This is a genomic window from Pseudomonas sp. NPDC090752, from assembly GCF_055584805.1.
This window is the reverse complement of record NZ_JBVJLI010000008.1, coordinates 51,494-71,710: the sequence shown is the minus strand read 5'-3', so window position 1 is coordinate 71,710 and position 20,217 is coordinate 51,494. Positions and strand designations below refer to the sequence as shown.

The window sequence follows — 20,217 nt, the reverse complement described above, 5'->3', positions numbered from 1 at the left end:
CCCCCCCACATTTGGGTATTCATTACCCACTTAACATGACAGGGGTTATCAGGCATCAGCCAACCTGAAATTGAGTGAGACCCGGGTGCCATGCCCTTCTCTGCTGCTCAATCTCACTGACCCGCCGAAGCGCTCCATGATGCGTTTCACCAGCACCAGACCCACGCCCAATCCGCCCTGTTTGGTGGTGAAGAAAGGCCTGAAGGCCATGCGCTGCTGGCGTTCATTCATGCCTTTACCGGAATCGGACAGGCGCAGGGTGACGCTGCGCCGATCGTGCTTAACCACCTCGACGCGCAGCCTGCCCCCCTGTTCCATCGACTCCAGGGCATTGTCGATCAGGCTGTTGAAAATCTGCCCGAGCAGCACCGGCTGGCCGAGTACCTGCACTGCTGGCAAGGGTTGCAGGTCTAGGGTCACGCCACTGCGCGCCAGCGGCACGGCAAAGCTCTGCAAGCTGTCTTGCAAGGCCTGAGGCAGGTCCACGGCCACCGCTTCGTCATTCAGCGGCCGCAACGACTGAAGCAGCTGGCGAATCCAGTGCGACATGCGGTCGACCTGGCTGATGATTTCATCGATGTTGCGCTGCGCGTGCCCCTCGTCGAACACTTGGGCCAGTTCGGCGCTGGAGCGGATACTTGCCAGCGGATTGCGCAGGCTATGTGCCACGGCCGAAGACACCTCTCCCAATGCCACATAGGTTTCGTTGCTGATCAGCCGCTTCTGCTGCACCGACATCAACCGTGCGGCGCGGCGCATGATGCCGTAGAGGCCGAGGTAGACAAGGCCGGCGCCGATGATGATGGCCAGCCAGATACGGATCAGGCCATGTTCGATGCGTACGATCAGGTCGTGAGGTTCCTTGTAGATCTCCACCATTGCCGTGACCCGTTCGCCATCGGCATCGAACAACGGAATGTAGTTCTCGATGAACAACTGCTCGGGCGGGGTCACGAATTTTTGTTCGGCGCGTGCCTGTTCGAAATTGTGATAGCTGGCAGAGACCCGCATCTTGTATTCGAAAGCCCGGTCCAGGTCGTCATCACCTTCGATCAGCTTGCCCATCAGTGCCGGGTTGCTCGACCAGATCACCGTGCGGTCCGGGGCGTAGATGTTGGCCAGGAGCATGTCCGGCAGGTGGGCGATATGGTCGAGAAATTCCCCACGTGCCTTGCGTCGCGCTTGCGGGGTCACGCCGGGCAAGGCGGCGTGGTCGGTGCGCGGGTCGAGCAGCTCGCCCATGGTGCGCACATTGGGGATGGCCACATGGCGCACTTCGGCATCGGCGATGGAGGTGATGAACTGGGCGGTGAGCAAGGCGTCGCGCTCGACGCTTTCGTCAATGATGAAGCGGCTGGAGATCAGGCCCAGCCCGACCGCCACCGACAGAATGAAGGCCAGGCTGACCCAGGCATACCAGCGCAGCAGGTCGAAGGGCTTGCGCGCGGTGCCGGCGTCTGGACTGGCAAGCGTCTCCAGTGTGTCGGAACGGGGGACGATGTCCATGGCGGCTTCCACTGCTGAGCACCTGTGAAAGGTTATAGCCCAGAGTTGGGGATTGCATTGCGCTGATTTCCATCATGCCGATGCAAGGTGCGCCATCATCACAACGGCGAATCTGCCGCCAGCCCTTGCAACTTGCGGTATTCACGCAGCACGTTGGGCACATAGCGCCGGGTTTCGGCGAACGGCGGCACCGCCCCACGGCGCAGGACAGCATCGGGGCCGGCGTTGTAGGCCGCCACGGCCAGGGTGATGTCGTTGTCGAACAGGGTCAGCATGCGCTTGATGTAGCGCGCGCCACCCAGCACGTTGTCCTCAGGGTCGAGGGCATCCTCTACCCCCATTTCCTTCGCCGTGCCCGGCATCAGTTGCATCAGCCCTACCGCGCCGGCTGCCGAACGGGCCTTGGGGTTATAGCCGGACTCGGCCTTGATCAGCGCATGCAGCAGCGCCGGGGGCACGTTGTGCTTGCGCGCTGCAGTGGCCACCAGGTCGGCGTACGGTCGGCCGGTGATCAGTTGCGCATGGGTCGGCCCGGCCTGAGTAACGGGTTCACTGATCACCCGTTCATAGTGGCGCCCCGGCCGATGGACGTTGGTCAGTACGTAGCCACCTTTGGCATCGATTGAGATGTAGACATCGGCCTGGGCGGTTGCCCCTGCCAGCCAGATCAGTCCCAGGATAATCCCACGCATGTCGGTCGCCTCCCCGCCGTGCCCCCGATGTGGGGGAAATGCCCCGGAAAACCCGGGCTTTGCGGTTACGACGCAAGCACTGTGCCGCTTGCCATGGCGCATGGCGCAAGGCCCCGAGGCAGACGTGCACGGCTGTTGCATGGTGCAGCGATACCCTGGGCAAGCACGTCCCCATGCAGGAGGGCTTCACCATGCAGCGCAAACCCAAACATCAATTCGGCTTCACCCTGCTCGAACTGCTGGTGGTGCTGGTGGTGCTCGGCTTGTTGGCCGGCATCGTCGCACCCAAGTACTTCAGCCAGCTCGGGCGCTCGGAGGCCAAGGTCGCCCGTGCGCAGATCGAGGGCCTGGGCAAGGCCCTGGACCTGTATCGCCTGGAAGTCGGCCATTACCCCAACAGTGAACAGGGCTTGCAGGCGTTGGTGGCCGCACCCAGTGGCGAGGCGCGCTGGACCGGCCCCTACCTGCAGAAAGCCGTGCCCCAGGACCCCTGGGGCCGCGCTTATATCTACCGGCAGCCGGGCGAAAATGGCGGCGAGTACGACTTGCTGTCGATGGGCAAGGATGGCCAACCCGGTGGCGACGGTGAGAACGCCGAAATCACCAGCTGGCAATGAGGAGCACGGCCATGCGCTATAGCCTCAAGGCCCTGGGCAGACAGGGCGTGGTGCAGTTGCAAATCGATGCCGAGGATGCCGAGCAGGCGCGCCGCCAGGCCGAGGACCAAGGTTTGCGGGTGGTCAGCGTGCGCGGCCAGGGCGGCGCCCTGCGCGGTTTGGCCTGGCGCCGCCAGGCAGCATTCGACCTGGTGCTGTTCAGCCAGGAGCTGACCACCCTGCTGCATGCCGGCCTGCCACTGATCGATGCGCTGGAAAGCCTGGCGGAAAAAGCCCCGGCTGGGGCTGCGCGCAAGGTCCTGGCGGCGCTGGTTCGCCAGCTCTACGAAGGCCGCTCGCTGTCCCAGGCGCTGGCCCAGCAACCGCGTGTGTTCCCACCGCTGTACGTGGCACTGGTGCAGTCCAGCGAGCGCACCGGCGCACTGGGTGACGCCCTGCATCGCTACATCGGTTATCGCCAGCGGTTGGATCTGGTCAGGCAGAAGCTGGTGGGGGCGTCGGTCTACCCATTGCTGTTGCTGCTGGTGGGCGGTGGCGTGGTGTTGTTTCTACTCGGCTACGTGGTGCCGCGTTTCAGCCTGGTGTTCGAGGGCATGGGCAGCGAACTGCCGTGGCTCTCGCGCGTGCTGATGCAGATCGGCCTGTTTCTGCATGCCCACCAACTGCCTTTGGCGCTGGCGACAATGGGCAGCATCGGCGCGCTGGTGCTGCTGCGCCGCAACCCGCTGCTGCGGCGCTGGATCTCACGCCAGGTACGGCGCATGCCGGCGCTGCATCAACGCTTGATGATGTATGAGCTTGCGCGCTTCTATCGCTCCTTGGGCATTTTGCTGCAGGGCGGCATTCCCATCCTGACGGCCATGGGCATGGCCCGGGGACTGCTGGGCAGCGCTGCGGCGCAAGGGCTGGAGCAAGCCAGCCGACGGGTGGGGGAAGGCCTACCGCTGTCGGAGGCGTTGGAAGCCGGGCAACTGGTCACGCCAGTCTCGCTGCGCCTGCTGCGGGCAGGCGAACAATCGGGGAATCTTGGGGAAATGCTCGAACGCTGCGCGGACTTTCATGACCAGGAGATCGGCCGCTGGGTCGAATGGTTCGTCAAGCTGTTCGAGCCGCTCCTGATGACGTTTATCGGCTTGCTGATCGGGCTGATCGTAATCCTGATGTACATGCCGATATTCGAGCTGGCTTCAAGTATTCATTAGTTTTCTCGGGCCTCTTCGCGGGGCAAGCCCGCTCCCACAGGTACTCCATGGTCCTTGTGGGAGCGGGCTTGCCCCGCGAAGAGGCCCGTACAGCCGCCTCAATAATCGAACCGGTCCACTGCGCGTCGCCGCTCGTTGTCATCTCGCCGGTCATAGCTGGCCGTGGTCTGGATGTTGGCATGATGCGCCAGCTTCTGCGCAATCGACAGGTCGTGCTCTTCGATCACCCGGGTAATGAACGCTCGGCGGAAATCATGGGGCATGATCTTCACCCCCACCTGCGCACCTCGCTGGCGGGCGATGTAGTAGATCGCATGCTTGGTGATGCGCGCGCGGGTAATGTGGTTGCCACGGCGGATGCGGTTGAACAGGAACGGGTCGTCCGACGCCCCGTCGGGCAGGGTCTGGCGGCGCAGCTCAAGCCAGGCCTGGAGCTTCTCGAAGGCCCACACCGGGGCGTACTTGATCAGTTGCCGGTTGCCCTTGCCCAGCACCTGCAGGCTACGTGCCTCGAAATCCACCTGATCGAGATCGATGTCCACCGACTCTGACTTGCGCATACCCGTGCCGTACAGCAACGCAATGATCGCCGCATCACGCACGCCTTGCGGGCGTGGGTCGGCGGCGCACACGTCCATCAATTCACGAATCAGGCTGCGCCGCAGGTTGCGTCCAGGCGGCAGGCGGCTGCCGGTCGCCGGCTTCACCTCGCGGATGCGCAGCAACTGCTCGTGGTCGATCAGGCCCTGGCGCCAGGCTTCGTTCATCACCCCGCGAATAGCGTTGACGTACAACGACGAACTGTTGGGCGCATAGCCATCGGTGCGCAGTGCCGCCACCAGGCCGATCACATGCCCAGGTTCGAGCCGGTGCCACGGCACATCGGCCAGATTGCAATCGACGAAACCTAATCGGTCTGCAGCGTCCTGGAGGATGTAGCGCATGGTTTGCTGGCTGGAAGGTGCCAGCCGGGCGAGATACTGCAGCAGCGGATTTTGCGAGAGGTCGGACAAAACATGAATCCTGTAGCAAAGCTTCGGGGGCAATTGACGCGCACACAAAGCGTAAAGCAGGTCAAAACGACCCGTCATCGAGTCACGATGACAACGTTACAAAAGGGTCATTAGGACCCAGTGCAATGCCATTACCTTGAAATCTAAGATCTTTATAGATGGCACGGATCGTGATGGTAACTCAATTAAAGCCACCTGATCGAACGAAGGTCTGCCTATGCTGGTGCAACCGATCGACTCACGTCCACGCCAACCCGTCTGGGCCCTGGGTTTTCGCCCGTTCTTCCTGGGCGGTAGCATTTTCGCGCTGGTCGCCCTGCTGGTGTGGGCCGGGGTGCTGGCCGGGGCGCTCCAGGCGACACCGCCCGGGGGCATGCTCGCCTGGCACCGGCACGAAATGCTTTACGGTTTTGTTGTGGCCATTGTCGCAGGCTTCCTGCTCACGGCCGTGCAGAACTGGACTGGCGTCCCCGGTCTCAGCGGGCGGCCGCTGCAGGGATTGTTCCTGCTCTGGCTGCTGGGCCGGACGGGCTGGTTCCTGCCTTTGCCGGCAGGTTTGCTGATTGCGTTGCAGGGTAGTTTTCTGCCCCTGGTAGCCATTGCGCTCGCCCGCCCGATCGTACAACGACGCCTGCGCAACAATTACCCGATTGTCGGCTTGCTTTTGCTGATTGCCGGCTGCCAGTGGCTGACGCTGATCGGTTGGCTGCGCCAGGATGAAGTCTGGCAGCGCCGAGGCATTTTCGCCGGCTTGTGGCTGGTAGCGGCGATGATGACCATCCTCGGTGGCCGGGTGATCCCCTTCTTTACCCGCCGAGGCCTGGGCAACCTGGCACCCACACCCGCACGACCCTGGCTGGACCGTGCCTGCCTGATGCTCAGCGTAGCCGTACCGCTGGCCTTCGCTGCGGGATTCGCCGATACCCCTCAGCCCGCCCTGGCCGTCCTGTTCGGCGCATTGTTCCTTCTGCATGGCGCACGCCTGCTGCTGTGGCACGACCGTGGCCTATGGCGGCTGCCACTGCTTTGGTCCCTGCACCTGGCCTATGCCTGGATGGCGCTGGCGTGCCTGGGCATGGCGCTGTGGCATGCCGGCGTCGCACTCAACTCCAGCCTGATTACCCATGCACTGACCATCGGCGCCATGACCGGGCTGATCGTGGCGATGATGGCGCGGGTCAGCCTTGGCCATACGGGCCGTTCGTTAACGGTGCCGGCGACCATCGCCTGGGCCTTCGCGCTGATGCAATTGGCCGCACTGGCGCGCGTGGTGCTGAGCCAGTTCACGCCGATAGGCATCGACGTTTCAGTGCTGTGCTGGAGTGCGGCGCTGCTGTCGTTCCTGTGGCATTACCTGCCAATGCTGCTGCGCCCGCGTGTGGACGGGATGCCAGGGTGATGCGTGGTCTAGAGTGGTAACCAGGACGTTCTACTAGCGAGCCCTCATGGTTTTCCACCGCCTGACCCGCACTCACCCCCGCCTGAGCATCGCCGCGCTGGCCGGCATCCTCGGGGCGTGGTTGATCCCTACCAGCGACACCGTCCAGCGCGTTCTCGCCGGCTGGAACCTGGGGGTCTGGTTGTACCTCCTGCTGGTCCTGTGGTTGACCTGGCGGGCGGTTCCCGAAAAAGTACGCAAAGTCGCACGTGTCGAGGATGAAAATGCGGGCCTGGTGCTGTTCACGGTGTGCATCGCCGCCATCGCCAGCCTTGCTGCGGTTACCCTGCAACTGGTATCCAGCCGAGGCCTGCAAGGTACCGATCTAGCGCTGCACTACCTCTACACGGGCTTGACCATCGCTGGGTCCTGGTTGCTGATCGGTTGTATCTTCAGCCTGCACTATGCGCGGCTGTTCTACACCAACGAAGGTGAAGAACCCGCCTTGCGCTTCGCCGACGGTGAACGCCATCCAGACTACTGGGACTTCCACTATTTCTCGTTCACCATCAGCGTCGCCGTGCAAACCTCCGACATCGGCGTGGGCGGGCGCGGCATGCGCCGGGTGGTGCTGGCACACTCACTGGTAGGCTTCGTGTTCAACACGGCGATCCTCGGTTTCACCATCAACATCGCCGCCGGCCTGCTCGGCTAGCACGCGCTGGGCACAGACGCCGATCCGCCGGCATGCCTCCTCCAACTGTTCGGCGGCAAGCACCAATCCCATGCGCACATGCCCAGCGGCGCTGGTCCCGAAAGCATCCCCCGGCAGTAGCGCAACCCCCTCCTCCATCAACAGCCGCTGGGCGAACGCTTGGGCACTGAGCCCGGTGGCGCGGATATCGAGCATCACGAACATACCGCCCGCCGGACGATGTGCGCGCACCCCGGAGCAATCAGCCAAGGCCGCGCACACCCGATCTCGCCGCTGCCGATAGGCCTCGCGCATCTGCCGCACAGCGGCCAGATCCTGCTCCAGTGCCACACAGGCCCCTTGCATGACGAACTCTGGCAGGCCGAACAGCATGGCCATGGCCAGGTTGGCCAGGTGTCCGATCAGCATCGGCGGGGCTACCACCCAACCCACTCGCCAACCGCTCATAGCATGCGATTTGGACACACTGTCGATGATCACGCAGCGCTCGCTCATACCCGGCAGGCTTGCCGGGTCTGCCACTTCGCCCTCATAGAGCAGGCCACTGTAGACCTGGTCGCAAATCAGCCACAGATCATGGTCACGGCAAAGCTGGGCGAGCTGCGCCATGTCCTGGGGAGAAATTGCCGCACCGGTCGGGTTATGCGGCGTGTTCAGCAACAGCCCACGGGTACGCGGCGTGATAGCCTTGGCCACGGCCAGCGGGTTGAGGCGAAAGCCTTGCTCCGGGCTGACCGGCACCTGTACCAGCTGTGCACCACAAGCACCCAGCACAGCGTGGTAGGTGACATACATGGGCTCGGCGACGATCACTTCGTCGCCAGCCTCAAACAGGCACTGGCAAACGGCATACAGCGCGCACTGTGCACCGGCGAGCACCATCACCTGCTCGGTGCTGACCTGCGGACCGCTGCGCCGGGCAATGGCCTGGCGCAGCGCCAGGCTGCCGCGCACATCGCTGTAATGGGTATCGCCACGACGCAGGCTGCTGAGCGCCGCTTCGACGATGGGTGGTGGCGTTTCGAAGTCAGGGTCGCCTACCGAAAGCAAGAAGATTTCCCGCCCCTCGCGACGCAAGGCCTGGGCTTGATAGTGGATATCCCAGGCAGCGGCGGCTTCACCGGCGATGCGTTGCGTGAGCGTGGAATAGCGCATGACTGTCTCCCTGTCTGCCCAGCTCGCACCGCTCGTCCGAAAACGTCGTGCGCCGATTGGAATTAAAAATAGCAGAACCCACCGGCCCATCTGCCGAGCTCGAGCAGGGAAAACGTTTGCCTGGCCACTTGCCGCCAGACGGTACGCATGACGCCACTGTGACCGAGGTCATGCATTACTACATTCGTCGTATTTTCCGCAGAACGGTAACCTGGCCGGTGCTATCGTTAGTTTCCCGGCGGCCATGTTCTCGGCCCTCGTTCACCGCGTCCAGGCAAGGACAAGGAGGCTGGCATGAACAAGATGACGTTCCCCAACGCCTGCCAGGTGATGCGTTGGCATTTCCATCCGCTAGGTTTCGAAGCCAGCATGGATGCGCCACGCAGCATGATCGCCCGCCTGTTCGACCGCGCCACCGGAGAAACCCTTCTGGCGATTGCCGGTATCCCCTGCACCGCCATCATGGCAGCGGCGGACGTCGAACGCATCATCGAGGCGGTAGAGGCCGAGATGGATGCCTTGGTACCAGTCTTTGCCCTGCGCGATGCCGTTTAGGCTACCGCTTCCGAGCTCTGCTGGAGCGCCTGCAGTTTGCCCATGAACTGTTCAGCCGGCACGGGCTGGCCCAGCAGATAGCCCTGCAAAGAGTCACATCCCAGACGGGTCAGGAAGTCCTGCTGGCCATCGGTCTCCACACCCTCCGCGACGATCCGCAGGCCCAGTGCCTGGCCCAAGGCGACGATGGCCGAGACGATGGCCGCATCGTCGCTGTCTTGCTCCAAGTCGCGCACGAAACCGCGGTCGATTTTCAGCTCGTTGGCCGGCAGGCGCTTGAGGTACATCAGGCTCGAATAGCCGGTACCAAAATCGTCGATCGACAAGTCAACGCCCATATCGGACAGGCGCTGCAACACCGTAAGGCTGGCATCGGCATCATGCATCGCGGTGGTTTCGGTGATTTCCAGGGTCAGGCAATTGGCCGGCAAGCCGTTGTTGCTCAGGGCGCGGGCGACGCTGTCGACCAGGCCAGCATGGCAGAATTGGATGGCCGAGAGGTTGACCGCCATGCGCCAGTCGGTAAGCCCCTGGTCATGCCACAGGCGCATCTGCCGGCAGGCTTCGTCCAGTACCCATTCGCCAATCGGGATGATCAACCCGGTTTTCTCCGCCAAACCGATGAAACGGTCCGGCAGCAACAGACCGTGCTGCGGGTGCTGCCAGCGCAGCAAAGCCTCGGCGCCGATCGGCTGGCAGGCTTGAGCATCGAACTTGGGTTGATAATGCAGGCAGAACTGGCGCTGCTCCAGGGCCATGCGCAGGTCCTGCAACAGCTGCAACTGCTGGCGGGCGTTGCTGTTCATCGACACGTCGAAGAAGCTGTAGCCGTTCTTGCCGGCGCTTTTGGCGTGGTACATGGCCGCGTCGGCGTTGCGCAGCAGTTCGAGCTGGTCCTGGCCGTTACCGGGATACAGGACGATGCCGAGGCTCGCCGTCAGTTGCAGGTCATGTTCGGCCACGCGGAACGCCCGCGAGACCAGGTTGACCTGCTTGACCGCCACATCCATGGCGTCTGCCGGCTCCTGCAGGTCCACCAGCAGCACGAACTCGTCGCCACCGATCCGCGCCAGGGTGTCCTGGCTGTGCAGGTGGCCGCGCAAGCGGGCAGCCACCGCCTTGAGCAGCAGGTCGCCGACGTGATGGCCAAAGGCGTCGTTGACCGGCTTGAAGCCATCCAGGTCGATGAACATCAGCGCGAAACAGCCGCCCTGCTCCGCCACTTTGCCAATCGCCTGGTCGATGCGGTCAGACAGCAGTGTGCGGTTGGGCAGGCCAGTCAGGGTGTCATGCAGCGCCAGTTGTGTGAGCTCCTGATTGGCCAAGGTCAACGAACGCGCCAACTCCGCAGTGCGCGCCTCAAGGCGTGCGTCCAGCACCGACGTCAGCAAGGCCACCGCAAGCACCGCCAACGTAGTGATCAGCACCAGGTATACCAGCCCTTCCCCTTGCAGCCCGCCGGCCAATGCGCCGCAGAAACTGCCTGCCGGGAAGTTCGCCGCCGCCATGCCGGTGTAGTGCATGCCGACGATGGCAACGCCCATCAGCACTGCGGCCAGGCCTCGAATCTGGCGTACATACGGGGTGTGCCTGCGCAGGCGGAAGGCAATCCACAAGGCCGCTGCCGATGCGCCGACCGCTATGGCCAGCGAAGCGCCGAACAATGTCGGGTCGTAATCGATGCCTGGCAGCATGCGCAGCGCCGCCATGCCGGTGTAATGCATGCAACTGATGCCCGCACCCATGATCAGGGCGCCAAAGGCCAATTGCGGCCCAGGCAGGCTCGGCTGGCTAACCAGCCACAGGGCGAACCCCGACGACAACACAGCGATCAGTAGCGAAAAGGCGGTCAGGCCAATGTCGTAGCCCAGGTCGATTGGCAAACTGAAGGCGAGCATGCCGATAAAATGCATCGACCAGACGCCGATGCCCATCGCCAGCGCGCCCCCGCCCATCCACAGGTAGACGGCACGGCCCTTGGCCGTGGCAATGCGGCCGGTCAGATCCAGCGCGGTGTAGGACGCAAGGATGGCCACGCACAGCGAAATCAACACCAGCGAAGAGGAGTAGCTACCGGTCAGCATTGGGAGTTCCAGCGACGGGACAGGGAGGCCCGAAAAAGCTGACGATTGTACTCAAGCGTTGCCGAAACGCACGGGCTTTTTTGCGAATGGGAATGGATCCAAAGCCTTATGAAATGCGCCGAAAGCCCTGTATCAGAGCCTTCGCCACATCATCTGACATCAAATAGCCACTTGTCGGTTTCACTCCTGCTCAGCGAACGCCCGCTCGGCCTCCCATCCACCGCCCAGTGCAGCGATCAGCTGGACGCTAGCGACCAGCCGCCCCTGCAATAGGTTCAGCACACTGCGCTCGTTGCTCAGCGCGGTGGCCTGCACGTTGACCACGTCCAGGTAGCCGATCAGCCCGGCACGGTACTGGTTCTCGGTCAATCGCAGTGATTCACGTGCGGCGTCCAGCGCCTCCTGGCGCACCACGGCTTCATCGGCATATACCTTGAGCTGCACCAGGTAATTCTCGACTTCCTTGAAACCATCGAGCACGGTCTGGCGATACTGCGCCACGGTCTGGTCATAGACCGCGACGGTACGGTCCACTTCGGCACTGCGCTTGCCGGCATCGAACAGGGTCAACGCCAGTTGCGGCCCCACCGACCAGTAGCGGTTGGGCAACTGAATCCAGTTGTTGAAGGTGCTGCTGGAATAGCCACCGCTCATGCTCAGGCTCAAGTCTGGGAAGTAAGCCGCACGGGCGACACCAATGTTGGCGTTGGCCGCCATCACGTTGCGCTCGGCCGAGGCGATGTCCGGACGGCGTTCGAGCAACTGTGACGGCAGGCTGACCGGGATTTGCGGCAAGCCTGGGATGGTCTTGCTGTCGGCCAGGGCGAAGTCCGCGGGAGCCCTGCCCAGCAACACGGCAATGGCGTTTTCAAACTGGGCACGCTGCCAGATCAGGTCGATCAGGTCGGCCTGGGTGCTCTTGAGCTGGGTGCGCGCCTGGGCCACCGCGTCGGGGCCGGAGACCCCGGCGCGGTACTGGTTCTCGGTCATGCGCAGCGAACGCTCGTAGGTGGCGACGGTCGCCTCCAGCAGGCGCTTCTGCTCGTCGATCACCCGCAACTGCAGGTAGTTCTGCACCAGCTCCGACTGCTGGCTCAGGCGGATCGCGGCGAGGTCGGCGAAGCTCGCTTCGGCGCTGGCCTCGTTGGCGTTCATGGTCTCGCGAAGCTTGCCCCACAGGTCGATTTCCCAGCTCACGCCAAGCTGCGCGTTGTAGGTGTTACGAATACCACTGCTGTTGTTGGACAGGCTCGAACTGGAGCTGCCGGTACCTTGGGCCGAGCGGTTCTTGCCGGCAGTCAGGTCCAGGCTGGGGAACAGCGAGGCACGGCTGCTGCGCACCAGCGCCTGGGCCTGTCGGTACTGGGCGGCCGATTGGGCAACGGTCTGGTTGCTGCGGTTGAGTTCATCCACCAGCGCATTGAGCCCGGCATCGCCGTAAACCTCCCACCAGGCGCCACGGGCGATGGCGTCGGACGGGTTGGCCTGGGTCCAGCCTTCGGCCTGCTTGAACTGGGCAGGCGTGCTCATCTCGGGGCGCTGGTAGTCCGGGCTCAGAGTACAGGCGCTGAGCAGCGCCACGCACAATCCGGCGCCAATCAGGCGCGAGCCGCGCCCGCGGGTCAGCAGCTTCATGGCTCGGTGGAGTGGAGTCTGGGCGAAGTTCATAGCGGAGTTTCCAGAGCGGCATCGGTACGCACGCCGCGCCAATGGTTGAATCGGTGGCGCAGGCGGTCGAGGTACAGGTACACCACCGGCGTCGTATAAAGGGTCAGCACCTGGCTGACGACCAGGCCACCAATGATGGTCAGGCCCAGCGGCTGGCGCATTTCTGCACCTTCAGCACGGCTGAGCAATAGCGGCAAGGCGCCGAGAATGGCTGCCAGGGTGGTCATCAGGATCGGCCGCAAACGCAGCAGGCAGGCTCGGCGGATGGACTCCTCCGGGGTCATGCCCTGGTGGCGCTCCAATTGCAGCGCCAGGTCGATCATCAGGATGGCATTCTTCTTCACCACGCCGATGAGCAGGAACAGCCCCAGCAGCGAGATCAAGCTGAATTCGCCGCCAGTGACGTAAAGCGCGAGCAAGGCACCGACTCCCGCCGACGGCAAAGTCGAGAGAATCGTCAATGGGTGGATGTAGCTCTCATACAGAATGCCCAGCACCAGGTACACCAGCACCAGCGCGCCGAGGATCATGAACGGCTGCCCTTCCTGGGTCTTGGCGAAGGCGTCGGCGGTGCCGCCAAGCTTGGCGATCACTTCTTCGGGCAGGCCGAGTTTGGCCACCGCCCGCTCCACGGCCGCCATGGCCTGGTCCGGGCTGTAGCCTTCGGCGACGTCGAAGGCGATGTCCTCGGCCGCGAACTGGCCCTCATGGCTGACTCGGTCGTTGGCCAGGCTGTTCTCGTATCGAGCGATGGTCGACAGGGGCACGCGGGCGCCGTCGCTGGTGATCACCTGTACCTGCTCCAGAGTGCTCGGGTCCCAGGCGTATTTGGGGTTGATCTCCAGCACCACCTGGTACTGGTTGAGGCTGTCGTAGATGGTCGAAATCTGCCGCTGGCTGTAGGCGTTGTTCAGCACCGTGGTGACCATGCTCATGTCGATGCCCAGGCGCTTGGCCTGATCGCGGTCGACCACCAAGGTCACTTGCTGGGTGCCGGAACCGTCGCGGGCGTCGATGGCGGTCAGTTCGGGCAATGCGCGCAGCGCCGCGACTACCTTGGGGAACCATTGGCGCAGGGCCGCCAAGTCACCGCTCTGCAGGGTGTACAGGTACTGCGAGGAGGTCTGGTCGCGGCCACCGCCGCCCAGTTGCAGGTCCTGGTCGGCCATCAGGTACAGCCGCCCTCCGGGCACTTTCGGCATTTCCTTGCGCAAGCGCTCGATGACTTTCTGCGCATCGATCTTGCGCTCGCTGATCGGTTTCAGGCGTACCAGTACCATGGCGTTGTTGGTACCGCTGTTACCACCGATGAAACCGGCGACGCTCTGCACGGCCGGGTCGGCCAGCAAGGCGCGGCGATAGATCTCCATCTTCGGCTGCATCACGCTGAACGACAGGCCGTCATCACCGCGGATGAAGCCCATCAACTGGCCGGTGTCCTGCTGCGGGATCAGCGTTTTCGGCACCACCACGTACAAGGCGATGTTGATGCCGATGGTCACCAGCAGGCTGATCAAGGTCACTCGCTTGTGGCGTAGCGCCCAGCCCAGGCTGCGGTCGTAGCCCTCGACCATGCGTTTGTGCAGCTTGTCGCTCCAGCGCTGCAAGCGCGTCTGCTCGGCGCGGTGCGGCTTCAGCCAACGGGCGCAGAGCATTGGCGTGAGGGTCAGCGACACCACCAGCGAGACGATGATCGCCGCCGCCAGGGTGATCGAGAACTCCTGGAACAGGTTGCGCACGATGCCGCCCATGAACAGGATCGAGACGAACACCGCCACCAGCGAAACGTTCATTGACAACAAAGTGAACCCGACTTCCTTGGCCCCGAGGAACGCGGCGCGCATGGGCGATTGGCCATCTTCGATGTGCCGCGAGATGTTCTCCAGCACGACGATGGCATCGTCCACCACCAGGCCGGTGGCGAGGATCAGCGCCATCAGCGACAGGTTGTTCAGGGAAAAGCCGCACAGGTACATCACTGCGAACGTGCCCACCAGCGACACCGGTACCGCCAAGCTTGGGATCAGGGAAGCGCGGAAGCTGCCAAGGAACAGGTAGACCACCAGGATCACCAGCACCACGGCCATCAACAGGGTGTGCTCGGCCTCCGCGAGGGTGGCCTTGATCACGGGTGAGCGGTCCATGGCCACGTTCAGTTGCACGCTGGCCGGCAGCAGCGACTGCAGGGCCGGCAACTGCGCGTGGATCTGGTCGACCGTTTCGATGATGTTAGCGCCGGTCTGGCGGTTGACCACCAGCAGCACCGCGCTCTGGTCGTTGAAGAAGCCGCTGTTGTAACGGTTCTCGACGCCGTCGGTGACGGTTGCCACGTCGGATAGGCGCAGGATCGTGCCGTTCTGCTGGCGGATCACGATCGGCTCGTAGTCCTTGGCTTTCTCCAGCTGGTCGTTGGCGCGTACTTGCCAGTTGCGCTCGCTGTCTTCGACAAAACCCATGGGCCGGCGTTGGTTGGCGTTGGCCACCGCGGTGCGCACGTCATCCAGCGCCAGGCTGTACTGGTTGAGCAGTTGTGGCTCGACGGCGATGCGCACCGCCGGCAGCGAACTGCCGCCGATCTGCACCTCGCCTACCCCGCTCACCTGGGCCAGGCTCTGCGACAGGATGGTGTCGGCCAGGTCATAGAGCTGGCCTTTCTGCAGCACGTCCGAAGTCAGCGAGAGCACCATGATCGGTGCCTGCGCCGGGTTGATCTTCTTGTAGGTGGGCATGCTGCGCATGCCGCTGGGCAGCAGGTTGCGCGTGGCATTGATGGCCGCCTGCACTTCGCGCGCGGCACCGTCGATGTCGCGGCCTTGCTCGAAGCCGATGATGACCCGGGTCGAACCCTGGTTGGAGCTGCTGGTCAGGGTGGTGACGCCGGCAATGCTGCCGAGCTTTCGCTCCAGCGGCGTGGCCACCGTGGAGGCCATCACCTCGGGGCTGGCACCTGACAGGCTGGCCTGCACCACGATCACCGGGAAGTCCATTTGCGGCAACGGTGCCACTGGCAGCAGGTTGAAGCTGACGCCACCGAGCAGCATGATCGCCAGGCTCAGCAGCATGGTCGCCACGGGTCGGCGAATGAAAGGACCGGACAGGTTCATGCCTCGGCCTGCTTCACGTCAGCGGCTGGGCGCCAGCGGCGTGCCAGGCGGTCGAAGTACAGGTAGATGACCGGGGTGGTGAACAGGGTCAGTACCTGGCTCACCAGCAGGCCGCCCACCATGACCAGGCCCAGCGGCTGGCGCAGCTCTGCGCCAGAACCTGTAGCCAGCATCAGCGGCACGGCGCCGAACAACGCCGCCAGGGTGGTCATCAGGATCGGCCGGAAGCGCAACAATGCTGCCTGGTAGATCGCGTCCCGTGGGCTCATGCCCTGGTGGCGTTCGGCCTCCAGGGCGAAGTCGATCATCATGATCGCGTTCTTCTTGACGATGCCGATCAACAGGATGATGCCGATGATGGCGATCATGCCCAGGTCGTTGCCGCTGATGATCAACGCCAGCAAGGCGCCGACCGCAGCTGATGGCAGTGTCGAGAGGATGGTCACCGGGTGGATGTAGCTCTCATAGAGCACGCCGAGCACGATGTACATGGTCACCACGGCAGCGAGGATCAGTAGCAGCGTGCTCGACAACGATGCCTGGAAGGCCTCGGCGGCGCCTTGAAACTTGGTCTGCACGCCGATCGGCATGCCGATGTCCTGCTGCACCTGCTCGATCACCTTGACGGCTTCGCCCAGGGACGCGCCGTGGGCCAGGTTGAACGACATCATCACCGCCGGGAACTGGCCGATGTGCGAGATCGCCAACTGCGCCTGGCGCTGCTCGATGCGCGCCAGAGCCGACAGGCGTACCTGGCCACCATCACTGGCCTTGACGTGGATCGACTCCAGCGCCTGCGGGCCGATGCTCGCCGCATCGCGCGACTGCAGCACCACGCGGTATTGGCTGGCCTGGGTATAGATGGTCGAGATCTGTCGCTGGCCAAAGGCGTCGTACAGGGCGTTGGTGATCTGCGATACGTTGATGCCCAAACGGCTGGCCATATCGCGGTCGATTACCAGGTACACCTGCAGGCCCTGGTCCTGTAGATCGCTGGCCACATCTTGAAGCTCCGGCCGCTGTTGCAGCGCGTTGACCAATTTGCCGCTCCACTGCGCGAGCAGGTCAGCATCGGGCGAGGATAAGCTGAACTGGTACTGGGTGCGGCTTACCCGGTCCTCGATGCTCAGGTCTTGCACCGGCTGCATGAACAGACGGATACCCACCAGTTTGTCGAGTTGCGGTTGCAGGCGGCTGATCACTTCACCGGCGGTCACGTCGCGCTCACCGTGGGGTTTGAGGTTGATCAGTAAACGGCCACTGTTGAGCGTGGCATTGTCACCGTCCACACCGATGTACGACGACAGGCTCTGCACCGCCGGGTCTTGCAGGATCACCTTGCTCAAAGCCTGCTGGCGTTCGCTCATGGCGGCGAACGAGGTCGATTGCGGGGCTTCGGAAATCCCTTGGATCACCCCAGTGTCCTGCACCGGGAAGAAGCCCTTGGGCACCGCCATGTACAACACCACGGTCAAACCCAGGCTGGCTACGGCCACCAGCAAGGTCAGCGGCTGATGCCGGAGTACCCACTGCAGGCCACGGCCGTAGTGTTCGATCAGCCAGTCGATCCAGGCTCCACTGGCGCGGTAGAAGCGGCTTTGCTCCTCTTCCTTGGGCTCACGCTTGAGCAAGCGCGCGCACATCATTGGCGTCAGGGTCAGCGACACCACCAGGGAAATCAGGATCGCCACCGCCAGGGTGATGGCAAATTCGCGGAACAGGCGGCCGACCACGTCGGCCATGAACAGTAGCGGGATCAGCACGGCAATCAGCGAGAAGGTCAGCGAGATCAGGGTGAATCCAATCTGCCGGGCGCCCTTGAGCGCAGCCTGCATCGGCGTTTCACCCTCTTCGATATGCCGCGAGATGTTCTCCAGCATGACGATGGCATCGTCGACCACGAAACCGGTGGCGATGGTCAGCGCCATCAGCGTCAGGTTGTTGATCGAGAAACCGGCCAGGTACATCACGCCGAAGGTGCCGATCAGCGACAATGGCACGGCAATCGACGGGATGATCGTGGCGCTGACGCGGCGCAGGAAAACGAAGGTGACCATCACCACCAGCACAATGGCGATCAGCAACTCGTGCTGCACGTCCTTGACCGCGGCGCGAATGGTCTGGGTGCGGTCGGTCAGCACCGAGACGTCGAGGCCGGCCGGCAGGTTGTCGGTGATCGACGGCAGCAACGCTTTGATGCTGTCGACCACTTCAATGACGTTGGCGCCCGGTTGGCGCTGGATGTTCAGCAATACGGCCTGGTTCTGGTTGGCCCAAGCCGCCAGGCGTTCGTTCTCGGCGCCGTCGACGATTTCGGCGACGTCCTTCAGGCGCAACGGCGCACCGTTGTTAAAGGCCAGAATCAGATTGGCGTATTCCTCTGGGGAGCGCAGCTGGTCGTTGGCGTCGAGCATCGACACCCGGGTCGGGCCATCGAAGTTGCCCTTGGGCTGGTTGACGTTGGAGGCGCCGATCAGGGTGCGCACGTCATCCAGGTTGAGGCCGTTGGCGGCCAGCGCATCGACGTTGACCTTGATCCGCACGGCCTGGCGCTGGCCGCCGGCGATGCTGACCATGCCCACGCCGCCGATCTGCGCAAGCTTCTGCGCCACGCGGGTATCGACCAGGTCGTTGAGCTTGGGCAACGGCATGGTCTTGCTGGAGATCGCCAGGGTCAGCACCGGCGTATCGGCCGGGTTGACCTTGTTGTACACCGGGGGCGCCGGCAGGTCGCTGGGCAGCAGGTTGCTGGCGGCGTTGATCGCCGCCTGTACCTGCTGCTCGGCAACATCCATGTTCATGTCCAGATTGAAGCGCAGTGTCAGCACCGAAGCGCCGCCGGAGCTGGTCGAGGCCATTTGGGTCAGACCCGGCATCTGGCCGAACTGGCGCTCAAGCGGCGCGGTCACGGCACTGGTCATCACCTGCGGGCTGGCGCCTGGGTACAGGGTCATGACGCGGATGGTCGGGTAATCGACCTGCGGCAAGGCCGACACCGGCAGCAGCTTGTAGGCGATCAGGCCGGCCAGGACAATGGCCAACATGCTCAGCGTGGTGGCGACCGGGCGGAGAATGAACAGGCGCGACAGGTTCATGCGCCCGCCTTGCCTGCCGCTTCGCCGGATTGCACCGAGCCTTTGGCGTCCTGGCCCTGCAAGTGTTGGCCGGGGGTGGTTGGTACTTGCGAGCTGTCGTCTACCACCTCCACTTTGGTACCTTCGCGCAGGCGGTCGGTGCCTTCGAGCACCAGGCGGTCACCCGCGTTGAGGCCTTCGAGGATTACGCTGTTTTCACCGTCACTGGCGCCCACCTTGAGTTTGCGCACGTTGACGGTGTTCTCGGCATTGACCACGTAGGCGAAGGTACCGTCATTACCGAACTGGATGGCCGCCGCGGGGGCCATGACCACCTGCTTGAGGGTGTCGGCCAGCAGGCGCACGTTGACGAACTGGTTGGGGAACAGGGCCAGGTCCTTGTTCTCGAAACGGCCCTTGAACTTCAGGGTGCCGGTGGTGGTGTCGATCTGGTTGTCGATGCTGCCCAGCACGCCGCTGGACTGCAGTTTGCTTTCGCTGCGGTCCCAGGCCTCGACCGGCAGGCTGGCGCCGCTGCGGTAACGTTCGAGCACGGTGCTCAGCTCGGTTTCCGGCAGGGTGAAGGCGACACTGATCGGTTCGGTCTGGGTGATGACCACCAGCGCGGTGGTGTCGTTGGCGGCCACCAGGTTGCCCAGGTCGAGCTGGCGCAGGCCCACGCGACCGTTGATGGGTGCGCGGATCTGGGTGAAGTCGAGGTTCAGGCGGGCGTCGTTGACCTGGGCCTGGTTGGTTTTTACCAGCCCCTGGAACTGCGCCACCTGGGCTTCGGCGGTATCGAGCGTCTGCTTGGCGATACTGTCTTCGGCATACAAGCCCTTATAGCGCGCTACGTCGACCTGGGCGTTCTTCAGCTGCGCCTGGTTCTGTGCCAGGGTGCCTTCGGCCTGCTGCAGGGCGATGCGATAGGAACGCGGGTCGATCTCGGCGAGCAAATCGCCGGCCTTGACCTGCTGGCCTTCCTTGAAGTGGATCTTCACCAGCTCGCCGGCTACCCGGCTGCGCACGTTGACCGTGTTGGTCGCGGTGACCGTACCCAGGGCCTTGTAGTAGAGCGGGAAGTCACCCACCCGTACCGGCTCGACACGCACCGGCACCGCCTCGGTGGAACCACCGAAGCCTGGGCGTCCGCCCATGCCCATGCCTTTGCCCGGGCGTCCCCCGCCAGCCTCTTTATGGGCAGGCGTTGCGGCGGGCCACAGCCACCAGGCCAGCAAGGCCACCAGCAGCAGGATCAACAGGCCGACGAGCCAGCGACGGGGGGATCGGGAGACAGAAGCTTGCATGGGTTGAACGAACCTTGTTCGGAATGACGGCTTGGGAAGGGTGAACGATAAGCACTGGCATCGTTTTAGCAAAGGGCCTTTACCAGAGGTTTACCATTGCCTGACGTTGCCAAAAGGCTGAACTTTAAATGAAAACGGCCCGGAAAG

14 protein-coding genes are annotated in these 20,217 nt (G+C 63.5%); 5 read left to right on the top strand and 9 right to left on the bottom strand.

Features of this window, described 5'->3' with window-relative positions:
• Positions 1–48: 48 nt before the first annotated feature.
• Positions 49–1,506 (bottom strand): sensor histidine kinase, encoded by a 1,458-nt coding sequence (locus ACZ6YA_RS13025; RefSeq protein WP_465897536.1) that lies wholly within the window; start codon positions 1,504–1,506, stop codon positions 49–51.
• Positions 1,507–1,604: 98 nt separating this feature from the next.
• Positions 1,605–2,198, bottom strand: coding sequence for a lytic transglycosylase domain-containing protein (locus ACZ6YA_RS13020; RefSeq protein WP_465897535.1), 594 nt, complete (start codon positions 2,196–2,198; stop codon positions 1,605–1,607).
• A 191-nt stretch (positions 2,199–2,389) separates the two neighbouring features.
• Between ACZ6YA_RS13020 and gspG the strand changes: the two genes are divergently transcribed.
• Positions 2,390–2,815, top strand: a complete 426-nt coding sequence (gspG, locus tag ACZ6YA_RS13015) for a type II secretion system major pseudopilin GspG (protein WP_465897534.1) — start codon at positions 2,390–2,392, stop codon at positions 2,813–2,815.
• Between the two features lie 11 nt (positions 2,816–2,826).
• Positions 2,827–4,017 (top strand): type II secretion system F family protein, encoded by a 1,191-nt coding sequence (locus ACZ6YA_RS13010; protein WP_465897533.1) that lies wholly within the window; start codon positions 2,827–2,829, stop codon positions 4,015–4,017.
• A 98-nt stretch (positions 4,018–4,115) separates the two neighbouring features.
• Here the strand turns inward: ACZ6YA_RS13010 and ACZ6YA_RS13005 are convergent, their stop codons facing one another.
• Positions 4,116–5,030, bottom strand: coding sequence for a site-specific integrase (locus tag ACZ6YA_RS13005; RefSeq protein WP_465897532.1), 915 nt, complete (start codon positions 5,028–5,030; stop codon positions 4,116–4,118).
• Between the two features lie 217 nt (positions 5,031–5,247).
• On the opposite strand from ACZ6YA_RS13005, the gene ACZ6YA_RS13000 reads away from it, so the two are divergent.
• Together ACZ6YA_RS13000 and ACZ6YA_RS12995 are read left to right on the top strand one after the other, a co-directional pair.
• Entirely contained in the window at positions 5,248–6,429 is a 1,182-nt protein-coding gene (locus ACZ6YA_RS13000; RefSeq protein ID WP_465897531.1) for an NnrS family protein, read from the top strand.
• A 46-nt stretch (positions 6,430–6,475) separates the two neighbouring features.
• Positions 6,476–7,123 (top strand): DUF1345 domain-containing protein, encoded by a 648-nt coding sequence (locus ACZ6YA_RS12995; protein ID WP_465897530.1) that lies wholly within the window; start codon positions 6,476–6,478, stop codon positions 7,121–7,123.
• Here ACZ6YA_RS12995 and ACZ6YA_RS12990 read toward each other — a convergent pair.
• On the bottom strand, positions 7,049–8,278 hold the full coding sequence (locus ACZ6YA_RS12990) for a pyridoxal phosphate-dependent aminotransferase (protein WP_465897529.1): 1,230 nt from the start codon (positions 8,276–8,278) through the stop codon (positions 7,049–7,051). The two genes, ACZ6YA_RS12995 and ACZ6YA_RS12990, sit on opposite strands and share 75 nt — an antisense overlap.
• A gap of 294 nt (positions 8,279–8,572) precedes the next feature.
• On the opposite strand from ACZ6YA_RS12990, the gene ACZ6YA_RS12985 reads away from it, so the two are divergent.
• Positions 8,573–8,833 (top strand): DUF1652 domain-containing protein, encoded by a 261-nt coding sequence (locus ACZ6YA_RS12985; RefSeq protein WP_465897528.1) that lies wholly within the window; start codon positions 8,573–8,575, stop codon positions 8,831–8,833.
• Here the strand turns inward: ACZ6YA_RS12985 and ACZ6YA_RS12980 are convergent.
• From ACZ6YA_RS12980 to ACZ6YA_RS12960, 5 genes are all read right to left on the bottom strand, one after another.
• A complete protein-coding gene (locus ACZ6YA_RS12980) occupies positions 8,830–10,917 on the bottom strand; it encodes a putative bifunctional diguanylate cyclase/phosphodiesterase (RefSeq protein WP_465897527.1) in 2,088 nt (695 codons plus the stop codon). The two genes, ACZ6YA_RS12985 and ACZ6YA_RS12980, sit on opposite strands and share 4 nt — an antisense overlap.
• A 180-nt stretch (positions 10,918–11,097) precedes the next feature.
• Positions 11,098–12,585, bottom strand: coding sequence for an efflux transporter outer membrane subunit (locus tag ACZ6YA_RS12975; RefSeq protein ID WP_465897526.1), 1,488 nt, complete (start codon positions 12,583–12,585; stop codon positions 11,098–11,100).
• Positions 12,582–15,689 (bottom strand): efflux RND transporter permease subunit, encoded by a 3,108-nt coding sequence (locus ACZ6YA_RS12970; protein ID WP_465897525.1) that lies wholly within the window; start codon positions 15,687–15,689, stop codon positions 12,582–12,584. Before ACZ6YA_RS12970 ends, ACZ6YA_RS12975 begins: the two co-directional genes overlap by 4 nt.
• Entirely contained in the window at positions 15,686–18,784 is a 3,099-nt protein-coding gene (locus ACZ6YA_RS12965) for an MdtB/MuxB family multidrug efflux RND transporter permease subunit (RefSeq protein WP_465897524.1), read from the bottom strand. Before ACZ6YA_RS12965 ends, ACZ6YA_RS12970 begins: the two co-directional genes overlap by 4 nt.
• The gene (locus ACZ6YA_RS12960) at positions 18,781–20,070 is read right to left on the bottom strand and encodes an MdtA/MuxA family multidrug efflux RND transporter periplasmic adaptor subunit (protein ID WP_465897523.1); all 1,290 of its coding nucleotides are present in this window, start codon (positions 20,068–20,070) and stop codon (positions 18,781–18,783) included. Before ACZ6YA_RS12960 ends, ACZ6YA_RS12965 begins: the two co-directional genes overlap by 4 nt.
• Between the last annotated feature and the right edge of the window lie 147 nt (positions 20,071–20,217).